The organism is Cryobacterium tepidiphilum (assembly GCF_003716325.1).
Taxonomy (GTDB): Bacteria; Actinomycetota; Actinomycetes; order Actinomycetales; family Microbacteriaceae; genus Cryobacterium; species Cryobacterium tepidiphilum.
In genome coordinates this window covers 1-24,390 of record NZ_RDSR01000013.1, presented here as the reverse complement: position 1 = coordinate 24,390, position 24,390 = coordinate 1, and the positions used below count along the sequence as shown (strand labels likewise).

The window sequence follows — 24,390 nt, the reverse complement described above, 5'->3', positions numbered from 1 at the left end:
GTCGGCGCGTCGATCACGGACGTCTTCACCGCTGTTGCTTCCAAAATGATTCCAATCCGTCGTGAACGATGCGCACATCATCCGGTGTTCCGAATACTTCAAATCGATAGAGGTGCGGCACGTCGCATTTGGCCGCGATGATGTCTCCGGCCAGGCAGTACGCCTCGCCGAAGTTGGTGTTGCCGGCGCCGATGACGCCGCGGATCAGGGATCGGTTGCTCTCGTCGTTGAGAAAGCGGATCACCTGTTTAGGCACCGCACCCTTGCCGTCGCCCCCACCGTAGGTGGGAACAACGAGCACGTACGGCTCCTCGATGCGGAGCGACGGCTCCTTCGCGTGGAGCGGGATCCGCACCGCCGGCTTCCCGAGCTTCTCAACGAAGCGACGGGTGTTGCCCGAGATGCTGGAGAAATACACGAGCCCAGCCATGAGGCACCTCCTTCGCCGGTCGAGGTCGCGGGAGGCGGGTCAGCCTACGCGGTCGGCGAGTTCCTGGATCTTGTCGGGGCGGAAACCCGACCAGTGGTCCTCGTCAGTGATGACGACGGGCGCCTGCAGGTAACCGAGGGCCTTCACCGTTTCGAGCGCCGTCTCGTCGGCAGACAGGTCGAGCACGTTGTACTCGATGCCTTTGTTGTCCAGTGCGCGGTAAGTCGCCGTGCATTGCACGCAGGAAGGCTTGGTGTAGACCGTGATTGCCATCGTTGGCCCTTCTCATTCCTCGGCCCCCCGGGCCGAAACGTGGTTCAAAAGTGGAGCGGAATCGAGGTGCTGCCCTCGTGGTTATCCCGTGTTTCAATACTACATCTAGTGCCACCCCAAAGGAACAGCCACTACATGAAGTAATTACATAAATGTAGTTTTATACAGGTTGTGCACCGGTTGTCAACAGCTCAACCGCCCCCTTTCGGGCCGTTTTCCGCGGATGCGACGTCAGTTATCCACAGGAGCCGATTCTTCACTTTCCACCCCTGTGGAATCCGCCCTGTTTCGGCCGGTACATCCCCTCGCCTCCTCTTCACCCCCGTGCGCGGGCCACCCGTCTGCCCTCGCTCGCGCTCGCGGCCGTGGCCGTTGTGGCGACCGTGGTCGCGGTCGCGGTGCGAGTCTCGCACCACCCACCGACGGTCCCCACTCCACCGCGAGCATGCACTCGAGCGCCGCACCACACCCCTGGCGCGCCGGCGTGGGTTTGAGAAGGCGGCGCCTGCCCAAGCACGCGCCCCCTTCCACAACCCGCGCCGTGACATCCGCTGCCCAGCCACGCCACCCACGCCAGCCCACGCCCCAGCCACGCCCCGCCACGCCAGCCACGCCCCGCCACCCCCAGTCACGTCACGCCCGAGGCACGCCCTCCGCCACGAGGAAGTCGTAGAACTTCCGCGGCGAGATCGCCGTGTCCCAGATCCAGCGACTGAAACTGTTGACGCGGCGCCGCAGCGCGTCCTCCCGCAGTTTCTCGGCCACGACTACGTCGACGGGGTCCCGGTCGCCGAGTACCGCCCCGCGCGTGTACTTGACCATGCCGTCGAACTCACCGATCTTGCGGATCCCGCGCCAATAGAAGTCGACCCAGTAGTCGTGGCCCTCGATGTTGGGAAACGAGACCTGGAGTTCGGGAACCTCGAAGCCGAGCTCGAAGATGCGCACGCGGCTGAGCGACTCCCCCGGGTTCGCGGCCAGCGGGTTCGCGAACGCGATCGCGCGCTCCGCCTGCTTCCGGCCCCTGCGCGGGTCGACCGCCGCCAGCTCGTTGAGCAGGCTCCCCCGCGTCAACCGCGGCACCAGCTGAAGACCCCGCCGCGCCGCAGCCTCCACGCGCTCACTCTCGACGCGCAGGGCGTGGTCGATCATCGTCACCGCGGCGAGAAAGCTGCTGGTCGTTGCCACGTCGACCAGGGTGCGCTCCAGCGACGTCACTGCAAGCTCGCCGATCTGCACGGGTTGGGGCGGAGCCACGCCGCGATGACTGGTGATGTAGCGCGATGTGCTCCCGCCGGTCGCATCCGCTGTGATCACATGCACCGTCTCGGGCCAGCCCCCGATCACCGGCAGCCCGTGGAGAGCCGCCGCCGACATGTGCGACACGAGCATCGGGCGTTCCGCGCAGCGCGCCACCGCACGCACGAGCAACCGGTGATTCACCTCTGCCTGCTTGGCTGTGCCGTGCGGCCACCCTGATGCGTCCGCATAGACGCCACGGCGGATGCGCACAAGTACTCCACGCTCAACGAGTCTTCGCGCGGCGTGGGCGTTGATGCCTCGTTCAAGCAGGTCACGAGCGGGTATCAGCCCGCCGTGCCGCAAACTCAACTGGGTCACCACGTCTTCGTCCATGCCGCCACTCTCGCGGGTGCGCCGGCACGGATGCACCGGCGCCGCGAAATTGGGGAGAACCTGCCACCAGCATCCGCTGGGGAGGCCCGGGCTGGCCTTCGGGAAGAGGGCGGGCGCCCCGAAACCCGCCCGTTTCGTGAACACGCGCCGAGCAGCCCGCCGAGCCTTAGCGGTGGCTGGGCACGTTGCGGCTGGCGTTCAGGAAGGCGGCGGGCGTTGTGCGCACCGCCGGCTTCCTGAACCACCGCCGCGAGCCCTCCGACGGATGCGACGGGGCGGGGCACGCAGAAGGGGCCCCGCGTCGACGACGCGAGGCCCCTTCTGGGCAACGGATGCGCGGCTCAGCGACCGCCGGAACGGCGCTTGTTGTAGACGTCGAACGCAACCGCCGCGAGCAGCACCAGGCCCTTGATGAGCTGCTGATACTCGGTGCCGACACCGAGGATCGACATGCCGTTGTTCAGGATGCCGATGATGAGACCACCGATGATGGCGCCGGTCACGGTGCCGATGCCGCCGGTCACCGCGGCGCCACCGATGAAGACGGCGGCGATGGCGTCGAGTTCGAAGCCGTCACCGGCCTTCGGGTTGGCGAGGTTCAGCTGGGCCGTGAAGACCAGGCCGGCCAGCGCCGAGATGACGCCCATGTTCACGAACAGCTGGAACGTGACGCGCTTCGTCTTGACGCCGGAGAGGGCGGCGGCGTTGAGGTTGCCGCCCAGCGCGTAGACGTGGCGCCCGAACACGCTCCGCGCCATGACCGCCGAGTACGCGACCGTCAGCACCCCGAGCACGATCAGGACGATCGGCGTGCCACGGTAGCTGGCCAGCAGGTACGTGATGAGGAGGATCAGAGCGGCAGTGAACACCAGCTTGATGAGGAACCACGACAGCGGCTCGTCCTCGACGTTGTACTTCTTGCGCGCGACGCGGGAGCGCACGGCCTGGGCGACCAGCAGCAGCGTCGCGAGCACGCCGAGGGCGACCGTGAGCGGCTCGAGGAAGCTCGTGCCGCCCCCGAGGTCGGGCAGGAAGCCGCTGCCGAGTGCGCGGAACTCCGTGGGGAACGGCGAGATCTGCTGGTTCTGCAGCGTGATCTGCGTCAGGCCGCGGAACGTGAGCATGCCGGCGAGTGTCACGATGAACGCCGGTATGCCGAAGTAGGCGATCCAGAACCCCTGCCACATGCCCACCAGGGCTCCGAGGATCAGGCAGAGGATGATGGCGACCCACCACGGGATGTTCCACTGGGTGATCATGACGCCCGACATGGCGCCGACGAAGGCGACCACCGAGCCGACCGAGAGGTCGATGTGGCCGGCGATGATCACCATGACCATGCCGACGGCCAGGATCAGGATGTAGCTGTTCTGCACGATCAGGTTCGAGACGTTGATCGGTTTCAGCGTGATGCCGTCGGTCGCCACCTGGAAGAAGATGATGATCGCGATCAGCGCGATGAACAGGCCGATCTGGCGCAGCTGGCCGGCGAGGTAATTAAGTGCGGATCCGAACGCGCTCATGCGTGGTCCTTCTCCCTTTCCTGGGTCATGTGTTGCATAAGGTATTCGGCCGTCGCCTGGTTGCGGGGCACGTCTGCCGTGATCCGGCCCTCCGAGAGGGTGTAGATGCGGTCGCAGATGCCGAGCAGCTCGGGCAGCTCCGAGGAGATGACGATGACGCCCTTCCCCTCATCCGCCAGCCGGTTGATGATCCCGTAGATCTCGTACTTGGCGCCAACGTCGATGCCGCGGGTGGGCTCGTCGAGAATCAGCACGTCCGGGTCGGAAAACATCCACTTCGACAGCACGACCTTCTGCTGGTTGCCGCCCGACAGCTTGCCGGTGAGCGCCTCCACGCTGGGAGCCTTGATGTTCATGCTTTTCCGGAAGCCCTCGGCGACGACGACCTCACGGTTCGAGTCCACCCAGCCGGCCCGGGAGATCTTTCCGAGCGCCGCGAGCGTAACGTTGCGCTTGATGTCCTCGATGAGGTTGAGCCCGTAGTGCTTGCGGTCCTCGGTCGCGTAGGCAAGGCCGTTGTCGATGGCAGCCGACACCGTATTGGTCTTGATCTCGGTGCCGTTTTTGTACACCTTGCCCGAGATGTTGTAGCCGTAGCTGTGCCCGAACACGCTCATCGCGAGCTCCGTGCGCCCGGCGCCCATGAGCCCGGCGATGCCGACGATCTCCCCGGCTTTGACCGAGATGCTCGCGTTCGACACGACCTTGCGTTCATGGTCGAGCGGATGGTGCACGGTCCAGTTCTCGACGCGGAGGATCTCCTCGCCGATGTGCGGCGTGTGATCCGGGTACCGGCTCTCGAGGTCGCGGCCGACCATGCCCTTGATGATGCGTTCCTCCGTGATCTGGTCGGAGTGCATGTCGAGGGTCTCGATGGTCTTGCCGTCGCGGATGATCGTGACCTCGTCGGCGATCGCCTTGATCTCGTTCAGCTTGTGGCTGATGATGATCGACGTGATGCCCTGCCCCTTGAGGTGCAGGATCAGGTCGAGGAGGTGCGCTGAGTCCTCGTCATTGAGGGCGGCCGTGGGCTCGTCGAGGATCAGGAGCTTGACCTCCTTGGAGAGCGCCTTCGCGATCTCCACGAGTTGCTGCTTGCCGACCCCGATGTCCATCACCTTGGTGATCGGGTTGTCCTTCAGGCCGACGCGGGCCAGCAGCTTCGAGGCTTCGAGGTTGGTCTTGTTCCAGTCGATCCAGCCGTTCTTCTGCTGCTCATTGCCGAGGAAGATGTTCTCCGCAATAGAGAGGTACGGGCTGAGCGCGAGTTCCTGGTGGATGATGACGACACCGGATGCCTCGGAGTCGTTGATGCTCTTGAACTCGACGGTCTTGTCTTCGAGGACGATCTCGCCGTCGTAGGTGCCGGCCGGGTACACGCCGGACAGCACCTTCATCAGGGTGGACTTTCCCGCCCCGTTCTCGCCGCAGATCGCGTGGATGTGTCCCCGCTGCACTGCGAGCGAGACATCCTGCAGCGCTTTCACGCCGGGGAAGGTTTTCGTGATGTTGCGCATCTCGAGAATGTTTGTGGTCACCGAGCTTCTTCTTCCGTGCGGTGAGGGTGGTGGCAGTGGCGGCGGTTGGCCGCCGCCACTGCCGGGTGAGGGGAGGAACCTACTTGAGGTCGGCCTCGGTGTAGTAGCCGCTGTCGACCAGGACTTCCTTGTAGTTGTCCTTGGTGACGACCGTCGGCGGGAACAGGAAGGTCGGGACGACCTTGACCTTGTTGTTGTAGCTCGTGGTGTCGTTGACCTCGGGCTCCCGGCCGTTCAGCAGGTCGTCGGCCATCTTCACGGCTTCGTCGCCGAGCAGGCGCGTGTCCTTGTAGATGGTCGAGTACTGCTGGCCGGCGATGATCGACTTGACCGACGCCTGCTCCGCGTCCTGGCCCGTGATGATGGGCAGGGCGTCGGTCTTGTAGCCGGAGCTGGTCAGCGCCGAGATGATGCCGATCGACAGGCCGTCGTACGGGGAGAGCACGCCATCAACCTTGCTGCCATCGGAGTACGTGCTGGCGATGAGGTTCTGCATGCGCTTCTGGGCGGTTGCCGGGTCCCAACGCAGCGTGGCGATCTGGGTGAAGCCGGTCTGGCCGCTCTTGACGTTGATGATCTTCTTGTCCATGTAGGGCTTGAGGGTCTTCATCGCGCCGTTGTAGAAGAACGTGGCGTTGTTGTCGTCCGGGCTTCCGGCGAACAGCTCGACGTTGAAGGGGCCCTTCTCGCCGGTGTCCTTGCCGTCCTTGTCGAGGATGCCGAGGCCGGTCAGCAGGCTCGTCGCCTGCTGCACGCCCACCTCTTCGTTGTCGAAGGTGGTGTAGTAGTCGACATTCTTGTTGCCGTTGATCAGGCGGTCGTACGCGATGACCTTGACGCCGGCTGCGGCAGCCTGGTCGAGCTGGTCGCTGAGCGCGGTGCCGTCGATCGAGGCGATGATGAGCACCTTGGCGCCCTTGGTCAGCATGTTGCTGATCTGCTGCACCTGCTGCGGGATCTTGTCGTCGCCGTATTCAAGGTCGACCTTGTAGCCGAGCTTCTCGAGGGACGCCTTGACCGCGTCGCCGTCCTTGATCCAGCGTTCCGACGTCTTGGTCGGCATGGCCACGCCGACGAGCGCGCCCTTGTTGGCGCCGGCCGCATCCGTGCTGTCGCCGCCTCCGGCTCCGCCGCGGCCGCCGCCTCCGGCGCACGCTGCGAGTGAAAGTGCGAGTCCGAGGGCAGCGATGCCCGTGAGGACCTTACGTGTCTTCACTGTGTTTCCTTTCATTTCTTCTGTTTCGACGGTGGTGTCGATTCGGGTCGTGCGAAATTGGTGATTACAGGCCTTGTGCCAATCGGTAGTAGGCCTGGTTCCAACGGACCTCGCGCGTGAAGTCGCGCAGGTTCGTGGTCTCATCGATCACGAGAAGCTCGGTGCGAGCCATCTCGGCGAAATCGCGGAACACGTCGACGCCGACCGAGGTCGACATCACGGTGTGGTGGGCCGCCCCGGCGGTCAGCCAGGCGGCAGCGGAGGTGGCGAAGTCCGGTTGCGGGCGCCAGACGGCACGACCCACGGGCAGGTTCGGCAGGTCCTCGGTCGGGTCGACCACCTCGACGACGTTCGCCACCAGGCGGAACCGGTCGCGCATGTCGGACAGGGCGACGACGACCGCGGGCCCGGGGTCGGCCGTGAAGACCAGGCGCACCGGGTCCTCCTTGCCGCCGATGCCGAGCGGGTGGATCTCCAGGCTCGCCTTCGCGCTGGACAGCGCCGGGCTCACCTCGAGCATGTGCGCCCCGAGGATCAGCTCCTGCCCGGGGACCATGTTGTAGGTGTAGTCCTCCATGAGGCTCGCCCCGCCGGGCAGGCCGGCCCCCATGACGGCCGCGATGCGCACGAGAACGGATGTCTTCCAGTCACCTTCCGCGCCGAAACCGTAACCCTCGGCCATGAGCCGCTGCACCGCGAGGCCGGGCAGCTGCCGGAGTGAGCCCAGGTCCTCGAAACTCGTCGTGAACGCGCCGAATCCGCCCTCCTCGAGGAAGGAGCGGAGCCCCAGCTCGATGGCGGCCCCGTAGCGCAGCGAGTCGTGCCGGTCGCCGCCCTTCCGAAGCTCGGGAGCGACCGTGTAGAGCTCGTCGTACTCGGCCACGAGCGCGTCGATGTCGGCGTCGGAGGCGGCGTGCACGGCATCCGCCAGCTCGGTGACGCCCCAGGTGTTCACCTGCACGCCGAACCGGAGCTCGGCCTCGGTCTTGTCGCCCTCGGTGACGGCCACGTAGCGCATGTTGTCGCCGAAGCGGGCGAGCTTGAGGGTGTGTGAGGCGGCCCAGCCGGCCGCGGCGCGCATCCAGGTGCCGATCTCGCCGGTGACCCGGGCATCCGTTGCGTGCCCGACGACGGTCTTGCGCGCCACGCCCAGGCGCGTCTGGATGTACCCGAACTCGCGGTCGCCGTGCGCGGCCTGGTTGAGGTTCATGAAGTCCATGTCGATGCTCGACCAGGGCAGCTCGACGTTCGCCTGGGTGTGCAGGTGCAGCAGCGGCTTGGCGAGGATGTCGAGACCGGCGATCCACATCTTCGCCGGCGAGAACGTGTGCATCCACGCGACGAGGCCGATGACGTTGTCGGCGGCGTTGGCGTCGAGCATGGCGCGGCGGATGGCGTCAGAGCCGGTGAGCACGGGCTTCCAGACGATCTTCACCGGGATCTCGGCGGATGCCCCGAGCGTGCGGGCGATCTCCTGCGACTGCTCGGCGACCTGGCGCAGCGTCTCCTCGCCGTAGAGGTTCTGGCTCCCGGTGAGGAACCAGACCTCGTACTGGTCGAGGGTGGTGGCGAGTCTGGGCATTACTGGATCACTCCTTGCGGCGCCTGGCCGTAGACGTTCTGGTAGCGGTCGAAGAGGGAGTCGATGGCGTCCTGCGGGATGGGGATGACCTCGCCGGCCTGGCGCGCGAGGTGCACCGTGCGGGCGACGTCTTCGACCATGACGGCGGCCTTGACCGCGTCGCGGGCGTCCTTGCCGATCGTGAACGGGCCGTGGTTCTGCATGAGGACCGCGCGGGATCGGTGTCCGGTGAGGGTCTGCACGATGCCGCGCCCGATGGAGTCGTCGCCGATGATGGCGAACGGGCCGATCGGGATCTCGCCGCCGAATTCGTCGGCCATCGCGGTGATGACGCACGGGATGGCCTCGCCGCGCGCCGCCCAGGCGGTGGCGTAGGTGGAATGGGTGTGCACGACTCCGCCGACCTCGGGCATATTCCGGTAGACGTATGCGTGGGCCGCGGTGTCGCTGGACGGCGACCGCTCCGAGCCGGGGGTGCCCGGGATGACGGTGCCATCGAGGTCGCAGAGGATCATGTTCTCGGGCGCGAGGTCGGGGTACTCGACGCCGCTGGGCTTGATCACGAACAGGTCCGCGCCGGGCACGCGGCCGGAGACGTTGCCGCCGGTCCAGACGACGAGGTTGTTGCGCACGAGTTCGGAGTGCAGGCGGGCCACATCGGCGCGCACGCGCGCGATCGCGACCTCGACCTGGGGGCCATAGCTGCTCATGAGGTGGCCTCGACGAAGGCGGTGCCGGCATCCGTTGTCTCGCCGGTGTCACCGGAGGCCTCGCGCTTGAGGGCCTTGAGGCGGTGCATGACGTCGTTCGCGCCGCGGCCGAAGTAGTCGTGCAGGAGTGTGTATTCCTCGAACAGGCGGTCGTAGGCCGCGGCTGCCTCGTCGTCGGGGGTGTAGACGTTCTTGTTGAGCTTGCCCATGGCCTGGCCGGCGGCGCGCACGTCGGGATAGGCCCCGGCCGCGACAGCGGCGTGGATGGCGGAGCCGAGGGCAGAGCCCTGGTCGCTCGCGATCGTGGAGATGGGCATCCGCAGCACGTTGCTGTAGGTCTGCATGAGGAAGCGGTTCTTCAGCAAGCCGCCCGCGACGATGAACTCGGTGACCGGCACGCCCGAGGAGGTGAAGGCTTCGATGATGGTGCGGGCGCCGAAGGCGGTGGCCTCGAGCAGGGCGCGGTAGATCTCCTCGGCGCGCGTGGTCAGGGTCTGGCCCACGATCACGCCCGAGAGCTCGTGGTCGACGAGCACCGAGCGATTGCCGCTCTGCCAATCGAGGGCGATGAGGCCGTGGGCGCCGACCGGGGCGTCGGCGGCGAGGTCGGTGAGGTACTGGTGCACGCTGACGCCGGCCTGCTCGGCCTCGTCGAAGTAGCGGGCCGGCACCTGGTTGCCCACGTACCAGGCGAAGATGTCGCCCACGCCGGACTGCCCGGCCTCGTAGCCGTAGCCGCCCGCGACGATACCACCGTCGACCACGCCGCACATGCCGGGAACCTCGGCGAGCAGGTCGGAGTTCATGACGTGGCAGGTGGAGGTGCCCATGATGGCGACCATCTGGCCGGGGTCGACCGCCTGGGCGGCGGGGGCAACGACGTGCGCGTCGATATTGCCCACGGCGACGGCGATGCCCTCGGGAAGCCCGGTCCATGCGGCGGCCTCGGCGCGCAGCGTTCCGGCGGCCTCGCCCAGCTGGCGGATCTCGTGCGCGACCTTGTCGTTCGCGAACCGCGCGAAGTCAGGGTTCAGGGCGCCGAGGAATTCCTCGCTCGGGTATTGGCCGTCCTGGTAGATGCCCTTGTAGCCGGCGGTGCAGGCGTTGCGCACGTACCGACCGGTGAGCTGCCAGACGATCCAGTCGGCCGCTTCCACCCAGTGGTCCATGCGGTTGTAGAGCTCGGCGTCTTCCTCGAGCAGCTGCAGGCCCTTGGCGAACTCCCACTCGCTCGAGATGAGGCCGCCGTAGCGCGGCAGCCAGCTCTCGCCTCGGGATGCGGCGAGCTCGTTGATGCGATCGGCCTGCGGCTGGGCGGCGTGGTGCTTCCAGAGCTTGACGTAGGCGTGCGGGCGGTCGGCGAACTCGGGAAGCTCGTTCAGCGGCGTGCCGTCGGCGATGGTCGGCACCATGGTGCAGGCGGTGAAGTCGGTTCCCACTCCGACGACGGTGGCCGGGTCGATGCCGGCTGCTTTCACGGCCTCGGGCACCGCGGTCTTCAGCACGTCGACGTAGTCCTGGGGCACCTGAAGCGCCCAGTCCGGCGGGAGCCGGCGGCCAGTTGCGGCGAGGGTCGTGTCCATCACGCCGTGGGGGTACTCCAGCACCGCCGAGCCCAGTTCCGCGCCGTCGGAGACCCGCACGACGACGGCGCGGCCCGAGAGGGTGCCGTAGTCGATGCCGACGACGTAGGACTCGCCCTGGCCTCCGACTTCGGGCGTCTGGGGTGCGGTGCTCGTGCTCACGAATCGACTCCTTTGTCCGTATCGGATGCGCTGGTCCGGCATTGCTACGGATGTTGCGTTGGTGCGAATGCTGCGTACTGGTGCTGATGCGCCGACGTGACGTGTGCACCTGGTTCGCGCTGACGGATGTCGCTCCGGACCCGATCCATGTGAACGGTCACATTGACTGAGCTTATGTTAGCCGCAGCCGCAAGCCGTCTGTCAACCACCAAAAAATCTCGATTGCATAACTGCCCCTCCCCGCCCCCGCTTCCCCGCCGCGAGTGAGCAGTTTTTGCGGGAATAGACGCGCTATTCCCGCAAAAAGTGCTCACCCGCGAAGCGGGGTGAAGGACGGAAGAGCACCCGCGAAGGGGCGGAGGGGGCTACGGGCGGAAGGGCGGCGCGGTGCTCGCGCGGACCACGAGCTCGGGCTGGAGGGACCGTGAGTACCCGGAGGACGGCTCCCCGTTGATCTCGGCGAGGAGCAGGGCGATGCACCGCCGGCCGAGCTCGGGGAAGTCCTGCCGCACCGTGGTGAGCGGCGGCCAGAAGTGCGCGGCCTCGGGCACGTCGTCGAAACCGATGACGCTGACATCCTGCGGCACGCGGAGCCCCGACTCGGTGATCGCGTGCACCAGGCCGAGCGCCATCTGGTCGTTCGAGGAGAAGATCGCCGTGAAGTCACGCACCCGCAGCAGCTCCCGCCCCGCGTGGTAACCGAAGTTCGCGGTCCAGTCGCCGAGGATCGGCGCCGTCGTCGGCACGTCCTGCGCCCCCATCTCCTCGAGGAAGCCGCGCATGCGCGCCTCGGCCTCGATCCAGTCCTGCGGGCCGGCGAGGTGGTAGATGTCGCGGTGGCCGAGTTCGATGAGGTGCCGGGTGGCGAGCCGCGCACCCGCGATCTGGTCAACCGACAGCGCGCGTTCACGATGCACGCCGGTGGACTGCAGGGTGACGAGCGGAATGTCGAGCGACATCTCGGCGAGGGTGTCGAACACCCGTGACTGCGGCGCCATCACAACCATGCCCTCGACCGCCTGGTCCAGGAGGTGCTCGACGGCCGCTTCGATCGACGCGGGGTCGACGGAGGTGAGGTTGGCCGTGTTGACGTAGTAGCCGGCGGCCCGGGAGGCGTCCTGGATGGCCGCGATGCTGCTGGCGGGACCGTACTGAGTGCTCGACGCGGAGATGACGCCGATGGTGCGCGAGCGCCCCTTGACCAGTGCGCGGGCGGCGCGGTTGGGCCGGTATTGCAGCTCGTCCATGACCTGCTGCACGCGCGCCTTGGTCGAGTCGCGGATGCTTGGGTGGTCGTTGAGCACGCGCGACACGGTCTGGTGCGAGACACCGGCCAGGCGCGCGACATCACGGATGCTGGGCGCACGGCCCTTGGACGTATCCGTTGTCATTCGGCGGCCTCACTCGGAATGTGCACGGTCACATTGTCGAGCACAGCTCTAATTATGCACACTGCGCCTGAATGTGACAGTCACATCGGGGAAGGGCGTGACAGCAGCAGGCCCCATGCGCCGAGGGTCAGAGCCTGGCGAGCGCCCGGTCGAGATCGGCGATGAGGTCGGCGGCGTCTTCGATGCCCACCGAGAGGCGCACCACGTTCACAGGCACCTCGAGCTCGGTGCCGCGCACCGAGGCATGGGTCATCTCCGACGGGTAGTTCACGAGCGACTCCACCCCGCCGAGCGACTCGGCCAGCTGGAACAGCTCGGTCGACTCGGCGAACGTGCGTGCAGCCTGCTCTCCCCCGGCGAAGGCGAGAGAGAGCATGCCGCCGAAGCCGCGCATCTGCCGGGCGGCGAGATCGTGCCCGGGGTGGCCGGGCAGGCCCGGGTAGTAGACGGCGTCGAGCGACGGATGCCCCGCCAGGTGCTCGGCGATCGCCTGCGCGTTCTCGCAGTGGCGCTGCATCCGTACCGCCAGGGTCTTGATGCCGCGGATGGTGAGCCAGGCGTCGAACGGCGCCGATACCGGGCCGGCGGCGAACTGCAGGAACTTCGCCTTCTCGGCCAGCTCGTCGTCGTTCAGGATGAGGGCGCCGCCGATCACGTCGGAGTGCCCGCCCAGGTACTTGGTGGTGGAGTGCACGACGACGTCGGCGCCGAGCGCGAGCGGCTGCTGCAGCGCTGGCGAGGCGAAGGTGTTGTCGACGACGACCGTGAGCCCGTGACGGTGGCCGAGTTCGGCGAGCGCGGCGATGTCGCTGATCTTCATCATCGGATTGCTCGGGGTCTCCACCCAGAGCAACTTCGTCTCGCCGGGGCGGATCGCCTGCTCGACGGCCGCGAGGTCCGACATGTCGACGACGGTGTTCGCGATGCCCCACGGCCCGTGCACCTTCTCGATCAGTCGGTGGGTGCCGCCGTACACGTCGTTGCCCACCACGATGTGATCGCCGGGAGTGAGCGCGGCACGCAGCAGGGAGTCCTCCGCGGCGAGCCCGCTGGAGAACGACAGCGCGTGCTTGCCGCCCTCGAGCGCGGCGAGCAGGGTCTGCAGGGAATCACGGGTGGGGTTGCCGGCGCGGCCGTACTCGTACCCGCCGCGAAGCCCGCCGATGCCGTCCTGCACGAAGGTCGACGTCTGGTAGATCGGCGGAATGACGGCGCCGGTCGTGGGGTCGAAGTCCTGCCCGGCGTGGATGGCGACGGTGTCGAAGTTCTGGTCCATGCAATTCCCCTGTTCTGGCTGGCGCGGGCGCTACGGCGTCGTGCGTCTTGATCGGTGAGTGAAGCGGATGTCAGGCGCTCAGGTAGTTGAGCAGATCGTGGCGAGTGACGACGCCCAGCGGTTTGCCTCCGTCGGCCACGAGCAGCGCGTCGTGTTCGGCGAACGCGGCCTGCGCGGCGGAGACCGGCTCGTTCGCGCCGACGAGCGGCAGCGCCTCCCCGATCACGCTGGCCACGGTGTCGGTCGGCTGCGCGTCGCCGGCGAACACCAGCGACAGGAGGCGCTGCGCGTTGACCGAACCGAGCACCTCGCCCATCACCACGGGCGGCTTCGCGCTCAGCACGAGCACCTGCGAGACCCCGTGCGAGGTCATCGTCTCGATCGCGTCGCGGATTGTGTCGCCGGGGTGCACGTAGACGAACGCGGGCGACGCGTCGGACTTGGCGCCGAGGAGGTCAGCCACCGTCGGCCCGTCTGAGGCGGCGGAGAAGCCGTAACGGTCCATCCATCCGTCGTTGAAGATCTTGCCGAGGTAGCCGCGCCCGCCGTCGGGCAGCAGCACCACGACGGTGTCGTCGGCGCTGAGGTCGGCGGCCGCGCGCAGGGCCGCGACCACCGCCATGCCGCTCGAGCCGCCCACGAGGATGCCCTCCTCGAGGGCGAGCCGCCGGGTCATGGCGAACGAGTCGGCGTCGGAGACGGCGATCACCTCGTCGACGACCGAGGGGTCGTAAGCGCCGGGCCAGAAGTCCTCGCCGACGCCCTCGACGAGGTAGGGGCGCCCGGTGCCGCCCGAGTACACCGAGCCTTCCGGGTCGGCGCCGACGATGCGCACGCGGCCCTCCGACACCTCCTTCAGGTACCGGCCGGTGCCGCTGATCGTGCCGCCCGTGCCGACGCCCGCCACGAAGTGCGTGATCGTGCCGTCGGTGTCGCGCCAGATCTCGGGCCCGGTGGTCTCGTAGTGGCTGAGCGGCCCGTTCGGGTTGGCGTACTGGTTGGGCTTGAACGCGCCGGGGATCTCCCGTGCCAGGCGGTCCGACACGCTGTAGTACGACTCGGGGTCGTCAGGGGCAACGGATGTCGGCGTCACCACGATCTTCGCGCCGTACGCGGTGAGCACGTTGCGCTTGTCCTCCCCCACCTTGTCGGGCAATACGAAGACGCACTGGTAACCCCGCTGCTGGGCGACGAGCGCGAGGCCGACTCCGGTGTTGCCCGAGGTGGGCTCCACGATCGTGCCGCCCGGCTTCAACGAGCCGTCGCGCTCGGCGGCATCGATGATGCGCGTGGCGATGCGGTCCTTCGCCGATCCGCCCGGGTTCAGGTATTCGAGCTTCACGAGCACGGTGGCGGCGACGCCGTCGGTCACGTGGTTGAGCCTGACCAGCGGGGTGTCGCCGATGAGCTCGAGGATGTTCTGTGCGATCTTCATTGGGCCCCTTAAGTACGGCTCAACTCTACCCGGCGGCCACGGCGGGCCGCCTATGGGAGCGGCGCCGTGGCATCCGCTGCGCTCGTGACGCCACCCCCGCGACAGCGGATGCGCGCGCCTACTCGGCGGCCAGTGACGACGACGTGACCTGCTCCGAGTAGAGCCGGGCGTAGGTGCCGTCCCGCTCCAGCAGCTCGGCGTGCGTGCCGTGCTCCACGATGCGCCCGGCGTCGACGACGAAGATCACGTCGGCGCCGACCACGGTGGAGAGCCGGTGCGCAATGGCGATGGTGGTGCGCCCGCGCGAGGCGGTATCGAGGGCGGCCTGCACGACGCGCTCCGAGATCGCGTCGAGGGCGCTGGTCGCCTCATCGAGGATGAGCACCTCCGGGTCTTTCAGGAGCACCCGGGCGATGGCGATGCGCTGCTTCTCGCCGCCGGAGAGCCGGTAGCCGCGCTCACCGACCACCGTCTGGTACTGCTCGGGGAAGGACGCGATCGTCTGGTGGATGTTGGCGGCGCGAGCGGCTGCCTCGAGCTCGGCATCCGTTGCCTCGGGCTTGGCATAGCGCAGGTTCTCGGCGATCGTGGCGTGGAAGAGGTACGTCTCCTGGCTGACGATGCCGATGTGCGAGACCAGCGATTCCTGTTTGAGGTCGCGCACGTCGATGCCGCCGAAGAGCACGCGGCCGGCGGCGACCTCGTAGAAGCGGGGCACCAGGTAGGAGACGGTGGTCTTGCCGGCTCCCGAGGGGCCGACGAAGGCGGCGAACTGGCCGGGTTCGATGCGGAACGAGACGTCGTCGAGGGTGGGGCGGGATTCCTCCGGGGCATCCGGGTAGCGGAAGGTGACGTGGTCGAAGGTGACGCCGGCGCGGGCGACCTGGCCCTCGGCGGCGAGCGCGACGGCGTCCGGCCGATCGGTGATGGCCGGCTGGAGGTCGAGGTACTCGAAGATCCGGGCGAACAGGGCGCTGGAGGTCTGCAGGTCGAGCGCGACGCGCATGAGCCCGAGCAGCGGGAACAGCATCCGCGCCTGCACGGTCGTGAAGGCGACGATCGTGCCCGGTGTCACGTCCGTCGTACCGCCCAGGAGCAGCCAGCCGGCGACCAGGTAGACGATCGCCGGGATGCTGGAGAGGAAGATGCTGACCAGGGCGAAGAAGGTCTGCCCGCTCATCTGCTGACTCACCTGCAGGCGGATCTGGTTCGCGTTCTCGTCGGCGTACCGCCCGATCTCGGCCTTCTGCCTTGTGAAGCTCTTCGAGAGCAGGATGCCCGACACCGAGAGGGTCTCCTGGGTGATGGCGGTCATGTCGGAGAGGGACTCCTGCGTCTTCGTCGCGATCCGCGCCCGCACCTGCCCGACGCGACGCTGCGCGATGACGAGGATCGGCATGAGGATGAGGGCGACGATCGTGAGCTGCCAGTTGAGCAGCAGCATCGCGACGAAGGCGGCGATCACAGTGACGGTGTTGCCGAGCACGCTTGAAATGGTGTTGGTAAGCACGCTCGCCACGCCGCCGACGTCGTTCTGGAGCCGGGACTGGATGACGCCCGTCTTGGTGCGGGTGAAGAAGCTCAGTTCCATGGACTGCAGGTGAGTGAAGAGGCGCACGCGGAGGGCGCCCATCACCTTGTTGCCCACCGTCGCGGTGAGCCAGGTCTGCCAGACGCCGAGCAGCGCCGACCCGATGTACACGGCGAGCATCAGGCCCACGAGGGTGGCCAGGCGCGGTAGGTTCGGGCCGCCCGAGGGCGGGAAGAGGCCCTCGTCGAACGCGCGCTGCGTCAGCAGGGGTGGCACGACGCTGAGCGCGGCACCGATGAGGACGAGCACCACCGTGATGGCGAGGGCCACCTTGTGGCCGGCGAAGAGTTCGGAGATGCGTCGGAGCAGGTGCGGGATGCGCGGGGCCGCCGCATTCTGTGCCTTCTGCGCCTGCCGGTCCGCGCCGCTGACACGGTTGCGGCCGCCGCCTCCGCCGCCATGCATGCTCATACGTTCACTCTAAGCGGGTGCACCGTCCCTCCCCCGCCTCCCGCTCCTGCTCCCTCCTCCCCGTTCCGAATTCAGCGTCCCAGGGGCGCTGAATTCGGGACAGGGACGCGGGCGGAGGGGGCGGGCAGGGGGGCGGGGCGGGGTGGGGTCAGCGCTGGGAGCCGGCGAGCAGCGCCGTCACGAAGTAGCGCTGGAAGGCGAAGAACACGATCAGCGGCACGATCATCGACAGGAACGCGCCAGAGGAGAGCACGTCGATGTTCGACCCGAACTGGCGCAACTGGCTCTGGATCGCCACCGTGAGGGGTTGCGACTCGGAGTTCGTGAAGATCAGCGCCACGAGCATGTCGTTCCAGGTCCACAGGAACTGGAAGATCGCCAGGGAGGCGATGGCCGGCACGCCAAGCGGCAGGATGACCTGCACGAAGATGCGCCAGTCGCTCGCGCCGTCCAGGCGCGCGGCCTCCAGCAGCTCCGACGGCACCTGCGTGAAGAAGTTGCGAAGCAGGAAGATCGCGAAGGGCAGGCCGAACGCCACGTGGAAGAGGATCACGCCGAAGAGCGACCCGAAGATGCCGATGGCGCCGAAAAGCCGCGCCAACGGGATGAGGGCTACCTGGATCGGCACCGCGAGCAGGACGATGACGGCAATGAGAAGCCAGTCCCGGCCGGGGAATTCCATCCACGCGAACGCGTACCCGGCGAGTGCCCCGATGATCACCACCAGGAAGGTCACCGGCACGGCGATCATGATCGTGTTCCAGAACGACCCGGTGATGGTGGGATTCGACAGCAGGTTGGCGTAGTTCTCGAGGGTCAGCTGCGTCGGCTTGACGAAGACCGTCCACCACCCGGAGGAGGCGCTCGCGCCCGAGGTGCGGAGCGACGCGAGGAACAGTCCGACCGACGGCACCAGCCAGAACAACGCCACGATCACCAGGACGACATTGACGACGGAGCGGCTGAAGAAATCGAGGATGCGCTGGCCGACGGTCCGCTTCCCCCGCACGATCGTGAGTTCGCTGGTCATCGCTGCCTCTCCTCGCGGAATCGCTTCACGTTGATGATCATGGAGGGCAGCACCAGCAGGAGCAGTAGGATCGCGAGCGCGCTTCCCAGTCCCTGGTTGCTGCCGCCGCCGAACGACACCCGCCACATCTCCACGGCGATGACGTTCGCCGCCGGTTTCGATGCGCCGGGCGGTATGACGTAGACCAAATCGAAGATCTTCAGGACGTTGATGATGAGCGTGACGAAGACGACGATGATCACCGGTGACAGCAGCGGCGCGGTGATCCTGCGGAACACCTGCCACTCGTTCGCCCCGTCCATGCGAGCCGCTTCCTGCAGCGAGCGGTCCATGGCCGACAGGCCGGATGCGATCATCACCATCGCGAACCCGGCCCAGATCCAGATGTAGGACAGGATGACGACGCCGGTGATGAACGTGGAGCTGAGCCACGACACACCCTGATAGCCCTCGTCGAAGTTGGCCGCGGGCAGGGCGACCGTATAGCTGCCCTGCTTGAGCCCGTCGATGACGTAGCGACCGGTGTCGTCGGTCTGGGCGTGGCCCGCGATCGTGCCGTCCTCGGCCACGGCGTCGACCCGCACGCCGGGAAGCCCGGGCTTGTTCGCACCGATCTCGCCGTTGACGCCACCCCCGCCCTTCACGAAGTCGAGCCAGACGGTGCCGGTGATCTGGTCTGCGTCGGCGCTCTGCGCCTGCTCGGCGGGCTTCGCCGCCTCCGGGACGGTGTCGGGACGGATCCCGACGAGCGGGAAGTTCATCTCTCCGCCCGTCTCGATCGCCTGCTCGCTCCGGATGATGCCGTGCTCGCCGGCGAGACCGGTCTTCGGCCGCACGTTCGCTCCCGGGTAGGCCGCGTCGTCGCCGAAGACACTGTTGATGCCGACCAGCGCGGCGTTGACGACGCCGAGGTTCGGGTTCTCCTGGAACATCGTGCGGAAGATCACGCCCGCGGCCAGCATGGAAATGGCCATGGGCATGAAGATGATCAGCTTGAAAGCCGTTGACCACTTGATCTTGTCGAGCAGCACGGCGAAGATCAGGCCGAGCACCGTGCAGGCGATCGGCGCGACGATCACCCAGATGATGTTGTTGCGGATCGCCGTGAACGTGGAGTCGTTCGTGAACATCGTCACGTAATTGTCGAAGCCGGTGAACTGGCCGCCGTCCGCGCTGAAAAACGAGCGGATGACGGTGTAGACGATCGGGTACAGCAGCAACGCGCCGAGGAGCACGAGTGCGGGCGCGAGGAATCCGAGCGCGATGAAGAACGTCCGGCGACGTGAGGCACCGTGGGAAGGACGGCCTTCGCCGCCCTCCCCACGGTCCATCCCGACCGGAGCAACCGCTGAGTCAGTCATGAAGCCACTCCGTTCGAAAGGGGGTTACTTGTAGGCTGCCTTCGCAGCATCCTCCAGTGCCTGCTGGGTCCCTGAGATGTCGCTCGGGTCCTGCAGGAACTTGATCATGATCTGCCAGAAGCCCTGACCCTCCGTGCCGCCGAAGGCGCTCGGCGTCAGGTCGGACATGTCGAATCGGAACGTCTCAGCGCCGGTGAGCGCCTCGGCGATCTGCTTGGAGATCGCGTCGGGGTACAGCGACGTGTCGACCGACTTGTTCGGCGAGGTCAGGCCGCCTTCCGGAACCCAGATCTCGGCCGACTCGGGCGAGGCCAGGAACTTCATGAGGGCGTTGGTCGCGTCGTCATCGGTGAAGGCGACAGCCGCGTCACCGCCGCCGACCACGGCCGGTCCGGAACCGTTGATCGCGGGGAAGTTGTAGAACAATGCGTTCTTGCCCACCGTCGAGTTGCCGTCGTCCGCGATGTTCCCGGCGACGAAGTCACCTTCGTACACCGTGCCGGCCTTCGGGTCGGCGCCGAACACCTCGGTGACCGACTCAGGGAAGGTGCGCTGCGCCGCCCCGTCTTCGATCAGGGCTTTGTTGCCCCAGAGCGTCTGCAGCACCTTGAGCGCCTCCTCGACCGACGGGTCGGTCCAGGGGATCTCGTGGTTGGTCAGCTGGTCGTACTTCTCGCCCCCGGCGGTGCGGAGGTAGACGTTCTCGAACCAGTCCGTGAGCGGCCAGCCGACGTCAGCGCCGATCGAGATGCCCGCGTAGCCCGAGTCCGAGATCAGCTGCAGCTGCTTCAGGAATCCGTCCCAGTCCTCGGGAACCGTGGCGCCCGCGCCGTCGTAGATGTCCTTGTTGTACCAGACGGTGGACTTGTTGGACCCCTTGAACCAGACGCCGTACGTCTTGCCGTCCACCGAACCGAGGTCGATCCAGCTCTGCGAGTAGTTCTGCTTCACGACGTCGAGTACCTCGTCGCTCAGCGGCTTCAGGTTGCCGTCCTTGGCGAGCTGCTGCAGGAGCGCCGGCTGCGCGAGAAGCGCCACGTTGGGCGGGCTGCCGCCTTCGATCTGCGTGCCGAGGGTGGTCGCGGCCTTGTCGCCGAAGCTCGTGTAGTTCACCTTCGCTCCGGTGTCCTCCTCGAACTTCTTGAGGATCTTCTCGAAGTTCGCCTGCTCGGCGCCTGTCCAGGCTGCGGCAACCTCAAGGGTCGTGCCGTCGAACTGGGAGCCGCCCCCGCCTCCCGAGCTCTCGGTGCTGCCGCCGCCACCTCCCCCGCCGCTGTTGGTGCATCCGGTGAGCACGAGGGCCGCCGATCCGATCACGGTGAGTGATGCGAGTAGGCGGCGATGCTGTGTGAGTGCCATATTTCCTCCACGTCGAGTTGTGATCGTCCCCCTGCCGGAGGACCGACCCTCTTCGCAACGTACCCCCGCGCGTCCGTGGTTGGCAACGCCTCTTTTTCGGCTGTGGACGGGACGTTATGCAATCGTGTCCCGCCGTCACCGACTCCGTGCACGCAATGCTGTTGCGTGCGGACGGATGTCAGCTGTCGCCGACGCTGATCGCCTCCGCCTCCTCGATGGGAGTCTCTGTCAGGCCGTCGGCACGCTTCAGGTGCTTGCGACCGACGACGATGAGCCCCGTGGCGATGACGACGGCGATGGCCCCCGCATAGAACGGCATCGACGGCGAGACGACGTCGGCGAGCAGCGCCGCCACCGGCGGAGCGATCGCGCCGCCCAGGAACCGCACGCCGGAATAGGCCGACGACGCGACCGAGCGCGGCAGGTCGGTGGCCTCCATCACGGTCTCGGTGAGGACCGTGTTCAGGATGCCGAGGAGCATGCCGCCGACGATGACCGAGACGATCAGCCCGACGGCGGAGTGCACGAGCAGCGCGAGAGCGAGGAGGTCGGCGGCCAGGAGCGGCAGAATGACCGAGAGAACGGTGGTGCGCGGCATCCGCCTGGTCAGAATGGGCGCGACCCACACCGACGTGATGGCGACCGAGACGCCCCAGCCGAAGAAGATGAAGCCGAGCGTGATGGCACTGGAGAGCCCGAGGGGCACGAGCGCGAACGGCGTGTAGGCCAGCAGGGTGAAGAACCCGAAGTTGTAGAAGACGGCGGTGGCGGCGAGGAATCCGAGCGCCGGGCGGGCCAGCGCGCGGAACGGCGCGGAGATCGGGCTCGGCGTGGGCTTCGCGCCCTCGGTCTTCAGCAGGGTGACGATGGCGATGAATCCGACGGCCATGAGCACCGCGGTGCCGAAGAACGGGCCGCGCCAGCTCAGCGTTCCGAGCAGTCCGCCCGCGAGCGGGCCGATCGCGAGGCCGATCCCCAGGGCCGCCTCGTAGAGGATGATGGCCGACGAGGTGCCGCCCGACGCGGCGCCCACGATCGTGGCGAGTGCCGTCGAGATGAAGAGGGCGTTGCCGAGGCCCCAGCCGGCGCGGAACCCGATGATCGACTCGACGTCGCCGGCCAGGCCCGCGAACAGGGCGAACAGCACGATCAGCGCGAGCCCGATGAGCAGCGTCTTCTTGGCGCCGATGCGGCTCGAGAGCCAGCTCGTGAAGAACATCGCCACACCGGTGATCACGAGGTAGCTGGTGAAGAGCAGTTCCGTCTGGGCAGCGGATGCCTCCAGCTCCTTCGCGATCGCGGGAAGGATCGGGTCGACGAGGCCGATGCCCATGAACGCGACGACGCAGGCGAAGGCGACGGCCCACACCGCCTTCGGCTGCTGCAGGATGTTGCCGCCCGCGGGTTGGTGACTCATGACGTGATTCCTCTTTCATTGACGACGCGTTCGCGCATGATGGTGACGGCTCGCTCCAGCGTCTCGAGATCCGACTCGGGAAGGCTGGAGAACAGCGGGAGCATGGCAGTGGCCAAGGCGCTGCGCCAGCCAGCGAGTGCCTCCTCACCGGCCACGGTGACCTGGATGACGCTGACGCGCGCGTCGCCGGCATCCGCCTGCCGTTCCACCCAGCCACGCGCCGCGAGGGTGGCGACGAGGTTGGTGGCCGTGGGCTGGGAGACCCGGCTCAACTCGGCGAGTTCCCCGAGGCGCATCGGGCCCGTGCTCGACAGCACGCTGAGCGTGCGCCAGACGGCCGGTGACTCCTTGCCACCCGCGGCGCGGGCTGCCACCCGGGTGAGCCGGTGGCTGACGGCGAACAGGTCGCCGAGCAGTTGGTGCAGATCAGTGGTCACTCCCGCAATTATACATAGCGCAGCTATATATGTGTCCGAAAAGCGGCCCCGGCCGGATTTCTCCGACCGGGGCCGCGACGGTCACCGGATCCAGTTCACTCCCATGGAGTGCTGCACCGGCTCCATACAGGGCGGGTGGGCGGCATCCGTGACCTCCACCCGCGTGGTGGTCGCCGCAGCGATGAGCCGCAGCAGGAAGCGGGCGATTCGCCGCCCGATCGATTGCTTGTTCATGTGTTCGATTCATTTCCGACTCGTGCCCCGTTGCACGTGCCGGCGCGCCAGGGCGCGCCGGAGGGACACTGGGTATGAACCACGTGACGGATGCCACGTGGCCGGTACCGAGCATCCGCTGGGTCAGAGAATCGAAACGCTTCGCAGCCGGGGCTTAAACGCCGCGAGGGCGTCACCCCGTTACGGGGGCGACGCCCTCGGAACGCGGAATACTCGGGAAGAGGCTCGAAAGCCTCAGCCCAAGGAAACCGCGTTCACAGCGTTGGTGAACTCGAGCGACAAGCGCCGGTCAACCACAAGTGAGAACCCCTTGCGGGGCGCTACTACTTGAGGGTGACGGTTGCGCCTGCCTCTTCGAGGGCAGCCTTCGCCTTGTCGGCGGTCTCCTTGTTGGCACCTTCGAGGACGGCCTTGGGGGCACCGTCGACGACAGCCTTGGCTTCGCCCAGGCCGAGGCTGGTGAGCTCGCGCACAACCTTGATGACCTGGATCTTCTTGTCGCCGACCGACTCGAGGACGACGTCGAACGAGTCCTTCTCCTCGACCTCTTCGGCGGGGGCGGCGGGCCCACCGGCGGCTGCGACAGCAACCGGAGCGGCGGCGGTGACCTCGAAGGTCTCCTCGAATGCCTTGACGAACTCGCTGAGCTCGATGAGGGTGAGGCCCTTGAACTGCTCGAGCAGTTCTTCAGTTGACAGCTTTGCCATGATTTTCTCCTTAGTTTTCTTAGTTACTCACCGCGGTACCGGGCTACGCCTGGTTCGCGGACTCCTGCTTCTCACGCAGCGCGTCGACCGTGCGAACGGCCTTCGACAGCGGTGCGTTGAACAGATATGCGGCTCCGAACAGCGAGGCCTTGAAGGCGCCGGCAAGCTTGCCGAGCAGAACTTCGCGGGACTCGAGGTCGGCGAGCTTGCCTACCTCTGCGGCGGAGAGCGGGTTACCGTCGAAGTAACCGCCCTTGACCACCAGGAGAGGGTTTGCCTTGGCAAAGGCACGCAGGCTCTTCGCGACGGCGACAGGGTCACCGTGCACGAAAGCGATGGCGGACGGTCCGGCAAGCTCGTCGTCGAACGACGTGATGCCGGCGTTGTTCGCCGCAATCTTGGTCAGCGTGTTCTTTACCACGGCGTACGTGGCGTCCCCACTGATGTCCTTGCGCAGCTGCTTGAGCTGGGCAACAGTGAGTCCGCGGTACTCGGTGAGCAGAACGGCGGTCGAGCTCTGGAATTTCTCCGTAAGCTCGGCGACCGATGCTTCCTTGTTCGCCATGGCGCTCCTCTTGATCTTTGTTTGCCGGTAGCCCTTGGCGCAGACATGAAAAAAGCTCCAGCGCAGGGCCGGAGCTGAGGCGGATTTCACCGCTTATGACTTCGAACACCTGCGCAGGCCGTTCACGTGAATGAACCTTCGATCACTGTGGCATTTCTGCGCACGGCAATAACCGGCGGTCTTTGGCTTTCATACAAACTAACGGATGCCGCACCCGCCACGCAAATCGGTCAGGTCGCCGCGAGGTCGGCGGGTTCGATCCGCGTGATCCCGGGTGTCCCGTCGAAGGCGCGGTCGCATCCGTTGCGGCTTGCGTTTAGGAAGACGGCTCGCGGCACAACGCACGCCGGCTTCCTGAACCCCACGCCGGAGCGGGGCGCGGGCCCACGCGACGCGAGGCGCGGCATCCGTTGCGGCTTGGGTTTGGGAAGACGGCTCGCGGTACAACGCACGCCGGCTTCCTGAACCCCACGCCGGAGCGGAGCGCGGGCCCACGCGACGCAGGAGCGCGGGCGCACGCGACG

General features: G+C 67.0%; 21 protein-coding genes. All 21 read right to left on the bottom strand.

Annotation, left to right across the window (positions count from 1 at the left end; all coding sequences use genetic code 11):
• Nucleotides 1-25 precede the first annotated feature (25 nt).
• Nucleotides 26-430, bottom strand: a complete 405-nt coding sequence (gene nrdI / locus EEJ31_RS08860) for a class Ib ribonucleoside-diphosphate reductase assembly flavoprotein NrdI (RefSeq protein ID WP_123045951.1) — start codon at nucleotides 428-430, stop codon at nucleotides 26-28.
• 39 nt (nucleotides 431-469) lie between these two features.
• Nucleotides 470-703 (bottom strand): glutaredoxin-like protein NrdH, encoded by a 234-nt coding sequence (nrdH, locus tag EEJ31_RS08855; protein ID WP_123045950.1) that lies wholly within the window; start codon nucleotides 701-703, stop codon nucleotides 470-472.
• A 633-nt stretch (nucleotides 704-1,336) separates the two neighbouring features.
• Nucleotides 1,337-2,482 carry a type IV toxin-antitoxin system AbiEi family antitoxin domain-containing protein gene (locus tag EEJ31_RS08850; RefSeq protein WP_123045949.1) on the bottom strand — a complete coding sequence of 382 codons (1,146 nt, stop codon included), beginning with the start codon at nucleotides 2,480-2,482 and terminating at the stop codon, nucleotides 1,337-1,339.
• 197 nt (nucleotides 2,483-2,679) lie between these two features.
• On the bottom strand, nucleotides 2,680-3,861 hold the full coding sequence (gene mmsB / locus EEJ31_RS08845; RefSeq protein ID WP_123045948.1) for a multiple monosaccharide ABC transporter permease: 1,182 nt from the start codon (nucleotides 3,859-3,861) through the stop codon (nucleotides 2,680-2,682).
• Nucleotides 3,858-5,399, bottom strand: coding sequence for a multiple monosaccharide ABC transporter ATP-binding protein (gene mmsA, locus EEJ31_RS08840; RefSeq protein WP_123045947.1), 1,542 nt, complete (start codon nucleotides 5,397-5,399; stop codon nucleotides 3,858-3,860). Before mmsA ends, mmsB begins: the two co-directional genes overlap by 4 nt.
• A 79-nt stretch (nucleotides 5,400-5,478) precedes the next feature.
• Nucleotides 5,479-6,615 carry a multiple monosaccharide ABC transporter substrate-binding protein gene (gene chvE, locus EEJ31_RS08835; protein ID WP_407643224.1) on the bottom strand — a complete coding sequence of 379 codons (1,137 nt, stop codon included), beginning with the start codon at nucleotides 6,613-6,615 and terminating at the stop codon, nucleotides 5,479-5,481.
• 64 nt (nucleotides 6,616-6,679) lie between these two features.
• Nucleotides 6,680-8,197, bottom strand: a complete 1,518-nt coding sequence (gene araA, locus EEJ31_RS08830) for an L-arabinose isomerase (RefSeq protein ID WP_123045945.1) — start codon at nucleotides 8,195-8,197, stop codon at nucleotides 6,680-6,682.
• Nucleotides 8,197-8,907 carry an L-ribulose-5-phosphate 4-epimerase gene (locus EEJ31_RS08825; RefSeq protein ID WP_123045944.1) on the bottom strand — a complete coding sequence of 237 codons (711 nt, stop codon included), beginning with the start codon at nucleotides 8,905-8,907 and terminating at the stop codon, nucleotides 8,197-8,199. The genes araA and EEJ31_RS08825 overlap by 1 nt, the downstream gene beginning before the upstream one ends.
• Nucleotides 8,904-10,652, bottom strand: coding sequence for a ribulokinase (gene araB, locus EEJ31_RS08820; RefSeq protein WP_233563814.1), 1,749 nt, complete (start codon nucleotides 10,650-10,652; stop codon nucleotides 8,904-8,906). Before araB ends, EEJ31_RS08825 begins: the two co-directional genes overlap by 4 nt.
• 365 nt (nucleotides 10,653-11,017) lie before the next feature.
• The gene (locus EEJ31_RS08815) at nucleotides 11,018-12,043 is read right to left on the bottom strand and encodes a LacI family DNA-binding transcriptional regulator (RefSeq protein ID WP_123045942.1); all 1,026 of its coding nucleotides are present in this window, start codon (nucleotides 12,041-12,043) and stop codon (nucleotides 11,018-11,020) included.
• Between the two features lie 127 nt (nucleotides 12,044-12,170).
• The gene (locus EEJ31_RS08810; RefSeq protein ID WP_123045941.1) at nucleotides 12,171-13,319 is read right to left on the bottom strand and encodes a cystathionine gamma-synthase; all 1,149 of its coding nucleotides are present in this window, start codon (nucleotides 13,317-13,319) and stop codon (nucleotides 12,171-12,173) included.
• Between the two features lie 70 nt (nucleotides 13,320-13,389).
• Complete coding sequence (locus EEJ31_RS08805; protein WP_123045940.1) at nucleotides 13,390-14,754, bottom strand: cystathionine beta-synthase; 1,365 nt, start codon at nucleotides 14,752-14,754, stop codon at nucleotides 13,390-13,392.
• 118 nt (nucleotides 14,755-14,872) lie between these two features.
• The gene (locus EEJ31_RS08800; RefSeq protein ID WP_407643226.1) at nucleotides 14,873-16,750 is read right to left on the bottom strand and encodes an ABC transporter ATP-binding protein; all 1,878 of its coding nucleotides are present in this window, start codon (nucleotides 16,748-16,750) and stop codon (nucleotides 14,873-14,875) included.
• Nucleotides 16,751-16,904: 154 nt separating this feature from the next.
• Nucleotides 16,905-17,786 (bottom strand): carbohydrate ABC transporter permease, encoded by an 882-nt coding sequence (locus EEJ31_RS08795; protein ID WP_123045938.1) that lies wholly within the window; start codon nucleotides 17,784-17,786, stop codon nucleotides 16,905-16,907.
• Entirely contained in the window at nucleotides 17,783-19,147 is a 1,365-nt protein-coding gene (locus EEJ31_RS08790) for an ABC transporter permease subunit (RefSeq protein ID WP_123045937.1), read from the bottom strand. Before EEJ31_RS08790 ends, EEJ31_RS08795 begins: the two co-directional genes overlap by 4 nt.
• 24 nt (nucleotides 19,148-19,171) lie before the next feature.
• Entirely contained in the window at nucleotides 19,172-20,506 is a 1,335-nt protein-coding gene (locus EEJ31_RS08785) for an ABC transporter substrate-binding protein (RefSeq protein WP_123045936.1), read from the bottom strand.
• 178 nt (nucleotides 20,507-20,684) lie between these two features.
• Nucleotides 20,685-21,923: an MFS transporter gene (locus tag EEJ31_RS08780; protein WP_123045935.1), complete on the bottom strand. Its 1,239-nt coding sequence runs from the start codon at nucleotides 21,921-21,923 to the stop codon at nucleotides 20,685-20,687.
• Nucleotides 21,920-22,360 carry a MarR family winged helix-turn-helix transcriptional regulator gene (locus EEJ31_RS08775; protein ID WP_123045934.1) on the bottom strand — a complete coding sequence of 147 codons (441 nt, stop codon included), beginning with the start codon at nucleotides 22,358-22,360 and terminating at the stop codon, nucleotides 21,920-21,922. The genes EEJ31_RS08780 and EEJ31_RS08775 overlap by 4 nt, the downstream gene beginning before the upstream one ends.
• Nucleotides 22,361-22,441: 81 nt before the next feature.
• Nucleotides 22,442-22,594, bottom strand: coding sequence for a hypothetical protein (locus EEJ31_RS13885; RefSeq protein WP_158603934.1), 153 nt, complete (start codon nucleotides 22,592-22,594; stop codon nucleotides 22,442-22,444).
• Between the two features lie 323 nt (nucleotides 22,595-22,917).
• On the bottom strand, nucleotides 22,918-23,301 hold the full coding sequence (gene rplL / locus EEJ31_RS08770) for a 50S ribosomal protein L7/L12 (protein ID WP_123045933.1): 384 nt from the start codon (nucleotides 23,299-23,301) through the stop codon (nucleotides 22,918-22,920).
• A gap of 43 nt (nucleotides 23,302-23,344) precedes the next feature.
• Nucleotides 23,345-23,866: a 50S ribosomal protein L10 gene (gene rplJ / locus EEJ31_RS08765; RefSeq protein WP_123045932.1), complete on the bottom strand. Its 522-nt coding sequence runs from the start codon at nucleotides 23,864-23,866 to the stop codon at nucleotides 23,345-23,347.
• Nucleotides 23,867-24,390: the final 524 nt, after the last annotated feature.